This is a genomic window from Pseudorhodobacter sp. (assembly GCF_030452865.1).
Classification (GTDB): Bacteria; Pseudomonadota; Alphaproteobacteria; order Rhodobacterales; family Rhodobacteraceae; genus Pseudorhodobacter.
In genome coordinates this window covers 1-4,689 of sequence record NZ_JAKDLJ010000294.1, presented here as the reverse complement: position 1 = coordinate 4,689, position 4,689 = coordinate 1, and the positions used below count along the sequence as shown (strand labels likewise).

Genomic DNA, 4,689 nt, shown 5'->3' with positions numbered 1-4,689 from the left:
GGCAAACTCGGTCATCATGCCGGTAAAGAGGTGCGGCATGTGATGGCAATGCAGCATCCAGCGCGCAGCCTCCCCTGCATCCAGCGCAATTGTCACCATGGTCATGGGCGGCACATAGACCGTGTCGCGGATCGCGCCGTCGATATCGCGCCCGTTGATATTCACCACCTGGAACACATGCCCGTGCAAATGCATCGGATGGCCCATCATCGACATGTTGTGGAACGTCAGATGCACCCGCTCGCCCGTCTTGGCGGCAATCGGCGTGTGATCGCCCCAGACCTGCCCGTTGATGGTCCAAAGATACGGCTGCATTGAGCCCCCCGGCATAATCATGTGGGACCGGTCCACTGGGCGCGGCGCAAGCGCGGGCGCCTGGTAACAAGCGGGTTTGGCTAGCGGCTGGCGTGACGGATATGCGGCGGGGCCTCAACCCATTGGCGGCACAAACGGAAAAGGTGCTGGCCGAGGACCCGTATTCCGGCCATCTGTTCGTCTTCCGTGGCCGTCGGGGTGACCTTTTGAAGATCATCGCCCTGTCATGCATGTAAACATGTATTGCCGGGCAATGGCTACATGCGCGCATTCGACGAGGGCATGGAGGGCGAGGATAGAGCCGAACTGCTCAGGCAGAACAAAAAAGGCACTCGCCGAGCTTCGGTAAGTGGCCACCGGACAAGGATTGCGTGCCAATTTTTCGTCCGGCTCAGCGACCGGACATTTTTTCGATCTCCCGCGAGATCTGTGCGGACTCAACGCCTCGCTTTCGGGCGCTTTCGAGAACGGCGTCCTGGATGGCCTTGCTGCGCTTTAGCAACCGCAGGAAGCGGTCTTCATCCAGAACGAGCAGCGTTGTGGGCGCGATGGCGCGAACCTCGACGCGTTGCGGGCGGCGCATGAGCAGACCGATCTGTCCGAACATCTCACCGCGACCCAGCCGCCATTTCTGGCGGGCCGCGATGAGTTCGACCGCACCCGAGGCCACGAAATAGACCTGTCTGGCAGCGTTATCGCGGTGCAGGACCACTTCGCCGACATTCACATACCGCGTCTTGAGCGCGCGTGCGAGGCGCGTGAGAACGGCATCGTCGATCTCGGAGAACAGTGGAAACCGGCGCGCCAGTTCGGTTTTCTGCACCGCCAGGTCGAGTTGCGGAGTGGCTTCGGCGCGGTTGCGCCGCGCACCAATGTCCAGCGTCAGGGCGCTGTGGACCTCCTCGCCGATCAGCCCGTCCGCCAACAGGGTGTCGTATTCGCGTTCTTCCAGCCGCAGCGCGGTGCGGCGGATGACGCGGCGCTCCATATCTTCGGCATAGCCGGGGAATTGCAGGCGCAGCCCTTCGAGCGCCTGTTCGATCAACTCGATCCGACGGTCCAGCATGGAGTGGAGCAGGTCCGCCACGCGCTTGCCGTGGATGCGCCGGATGCGCCCGTCGATGAAGCCGTGAAGATCGCGCACCACCAGCCGTTGCGACAACAGCAATCCAAACCGTGTTGACGTGATCGTCGCCAGCGGCACGGAAAAGCGCAGCCGGTTGTGCAAAAAGACCGCTGGCCGCAGCCACCGCCCGAACCCCAGACTGCGCCGCGCAACCGTGTTGTAACCGCTGCGACCGTTGAAGCGCGAGGCCTCGATCAGCGCGTCGGAATCCGACAGCAGCCGCTCGGACAGGGCAGAAGAAATGGTGCGGTCGCGGAACCGGTCGACGATTGCGTCGCGTTCGGCACTGGCAAGCGCGATCAGCCCCAATGTTACGCGGTCCTTGTCGGGAATGTCGGTCGCGGCGTCGGCCGATTGCACGGCGACATCCAACCGCTCGCCAAATCGCTTGGCCTCGGCGCGCACGGTTTCCTGCGTCAGGTCGTAGTTTTCCGTCATCTTTGCCAGATCCGCCCGCACCGTTTGCAGCGCAACCGCGATCACCTGCCTGTAGAGCGCGTGATCCAGCGGCGAGAGTTTATCCAGACCCAGCCAGCCGATCACCGGCCGCAGCGTGGTGCCCTGCACCAGCAGCGTGAACAGCGTGAATCCGGTGGCCAGAATCGCGACCTGCCGCTTGATTTCGACCGGCACCAATGCGCTTTCCGTCACCGCAAGTGCAAGCGACAGGGTAACCGCCCCGCGCAGCCCGCCCCACATGATCGCAACCCGGTAAGGCCCTTCGACCACGGGCGACAGACCCAGCCGGGTGAGCAGCGGCAGCAACAGGTAAAGGATCACCGCCCGCGCGACGATGGCGGCGACCACCACCACGACGATCAACCCCAGATCGCGCAGCTGCACGGTCTCCAACATGCGCGGGATCAGCAGCGCGGCCAGCACAAAGATCAAAGCGCCGGCCCAATGGGCCAGCAGATCCCAGACTTCGTGCAGGTTCTGCCATGTCGGCGGCGGCAGGCGGCGCGCGCCAGTCAGTTGCAGCGTCATCGCCGCGATGACGACGGCGATAACCCCCGATGCGCCAACACTCTGCTCGGCCACGATATAGGCGAGGTATGGCAGCGCGATGGAGACTGAAACGACCGCAAGCTCATAGCGCGCGAACGCGGTCATCACCCAGATCGCGATGCGCGCCGCGATCCAGCCCGTCACGACACCGCCGACCAGCAGGACCGGAAACTGCGCCAACGCGCCTTGGACCGACGGATCCGGCACGCCCGCCTTGACATACTCCAGAAACAGCGCGGCCAGCGCAATTGCTGCGGCGTCGTTCAGCAGACTTTCGCCCTCGATGATCCGCGCCAGCCGCCGCGGGGCCGAGATCGAGCGAAAGATGCTGACCACCGCCGACGGATCCGTCGTGGACACGATCGCCCCGACCAACAGCGCGGCCGAAAGCGTCAACGTGCTGACCATCGCCAGCGCATAGCCGACGATGAACGTCGCCACGAACACCGCCACCACCGCCAGCACCAGAATGGGCACCCAATCATCCGCCATGCGCCGGAGGTTCAATCCCAGCGTAACCTGAAACACCAGTGTCGGCAGGAACACATAGAGAAACACGTTGGACCGGATCGGTAAGGCGAGGATTGCCCGGGCGACCGGGTTCAGGGCGTCGGTGAGGTCCGTGTGCAGGAAGAACGCCGCCGCGACGCCGATCAGGATCCCGAGGCAGGCGATGATCACCGCATAGGGCAGGCGCAGATAGCTCGCCAGTGGTTCCGCTGCACCGATAAGCAGGAAAAGCGACGCGATGATGGTGGTGATCAGAATGATGTCCATCAGATTGCAATATCAGAAATGCCCGGCCCGGAAATACTAATCAGCATAAAGGGCGTTCGTTTGAGTTGGTGGCATAAAGGGCACAGCCGATTTGGGCAGGCTTGAATACACTCTGAGCGCGCACTATATATAGGTCATGACAAAGTTCAGCTTCCATATGAGGTTTCCGCCGACAGCGGGAAAACTACTGAACCGCCGGTAACCCCGGGCGGGACGGCAGCAGTGCTGTCCGCGCCTCGGGGATTTCAGATCTCTTCGATCACATGAACAGGACGGTGGCTTCCGCGAGCGGCTGTTGAATCATTGCATTCCACATCCGATGTCCGGTCGCCAGCGTCGCGGCAACAGTATTTTTTGAATTGGAGGATGACATGTCCGTTTATATCACTCGTAAAATGATCAGGCAGGCAGCGCACGACTGGCGGCAAGACAATACCGTCGGCATTGTGGAACGAATGATCCGCTCTGCGAAGCGAACGTTGAAGCGCCGCGAGACGATTTCCGAACTCCACTCCCTGACCGACTGGGAACTGCGGGATATCGGCATTTATCGCGGGGACATTCCGCGCATCGTACGCCAGATTGACGACCATGATCTCGGTCTGATGCCAGCCTCACGCGGAGCGCAGGCGCGCGGCGTCGCCGTCCCGGCCTGACCGGAAAACCGCAATAATCAACCTCGCACAGAACCGCGTGAGGTGATCCAAGCGTCGATGCAGCCCCGGCAGTCGCCGGGGCTTTTGCATTAATGCGTTTCTGATACCGCCAATTCCGGCTATACGCTTCGGGGACTCCCTTGCTTTCTCAAGGGAACACAAGGACCCGGATCGACACGATGGCCCAGAACATGCGCGAGACTCTCGCTTCGGTGAGATCCCTTCTCGGCGGAACCGCCGCCTTCATGGCGGGAAACAGCCTGCTCGGCGTGGTGCTGCCACTGCGCATGGAAACGGCGGGGTATCCTGTGGCGCTGACCGGCGCGATCATGGCGGCTTATTACATGGGGCTGGCCTTTGGCGGGTTCAAAGCCAAGCATATCATCATGCGTATCGGACATATCCGCGCCTTCTCAGCCTTCGCTGCGCTGACGGCAGCGACTTGTCTGGCCTATGATGTCTTCTTCAGCCCGGCGGCGTGGGTGATCCTGCGGGTCATCAACGGCTTTTGTATCGCCGGAATGACAACTTCGATCGAAAGCTGGCTGAATGAGCGCAGCAGCAACGCTTCCCGGGGTCGCGTGCTGGGCTTCTACATGCTGGCCTTTTATATTTCCGTTGCAGTGGGTCAGACATTGGTGAATGTCTCGCCGGTCGGTGGGAGCGACCATCTGATGCTTGCCTCCGCGCTGATCGGACTGTCGCTCATCCCGATCGCGATGACCCGCCTGGGCGAGCCGGACCTTCGCGAGGTGCGGGTTCTTGGTGTGAGAAGGCTATACGAGGCGTCAAAGGTCGGTGTCGTCG

General features: G+C 61.9%; 3 protein-coding genes and 2 pseudogenes. 3 read left to right on the top strand and 2 right to left on the bottom strand.

Features of this window, described 5'->3' with window-relative positions:
• Positions 1–375, bottom strand: a pseudogene (locus tag L0H65_RS14875) (multicopper oxidase domain-containing protein); the annotation flags it as partial.
• Positions 376–416: 41 nt separating this feature from the next.
• Between L0H65_RS14875 and tnpB the strand changes: the two are divergent.
• Positions 417–533 (top strand): annotated as a pseudogene (gene tnpB / locus L0H65_RS14870) (IS66 family insertion sequence element accessory protein TnpB); the annotation flags it as partial.
• Positions 534–706: 173 nt separating this feature from the next.
• On the opposite strand, the gene L0H65_RS14865 reads toward tnpB, so the two are convergent.
• Positions 707–3,226 (bottom strand): cation:proton antiporter, encoded by a 2,520-nt coding sequence (locus L0H65_RS14865; RefSeq protein ID WP_301459828.1) that lies wholly within the window; start codon positions 3,224–3,226, stop codon positions 707–709.
• A gap of 371 nt (positions 3,227–3,597) precedes the next feature.
• Between L0H65_RS14865 and L0H65_RS14860 the strand changes: the two genes are divergently transcribed.
• Together L0H65_RS14860 and L0H65_RS14855 are read left to right on the top strand one after the other, a co-directional pair.
• Entirely contained in the window at positions 3,598–3,882 is a 285-nt protein-coding gene (locus L0H65_RS14860; protein WP_301459827.1) for a DUF1127 domain-containing protein, read from the top strand.
• A gap of 179 nt (positions 3,883–4,061) precedes the next feature.
• A partial coding sequence (locus L0H65_RS14855) for an MFS transporter (protein WP_301459826.1) occupies positions 4,062–4,689 on the top strand: 628 nt, incomplete at its 3' end.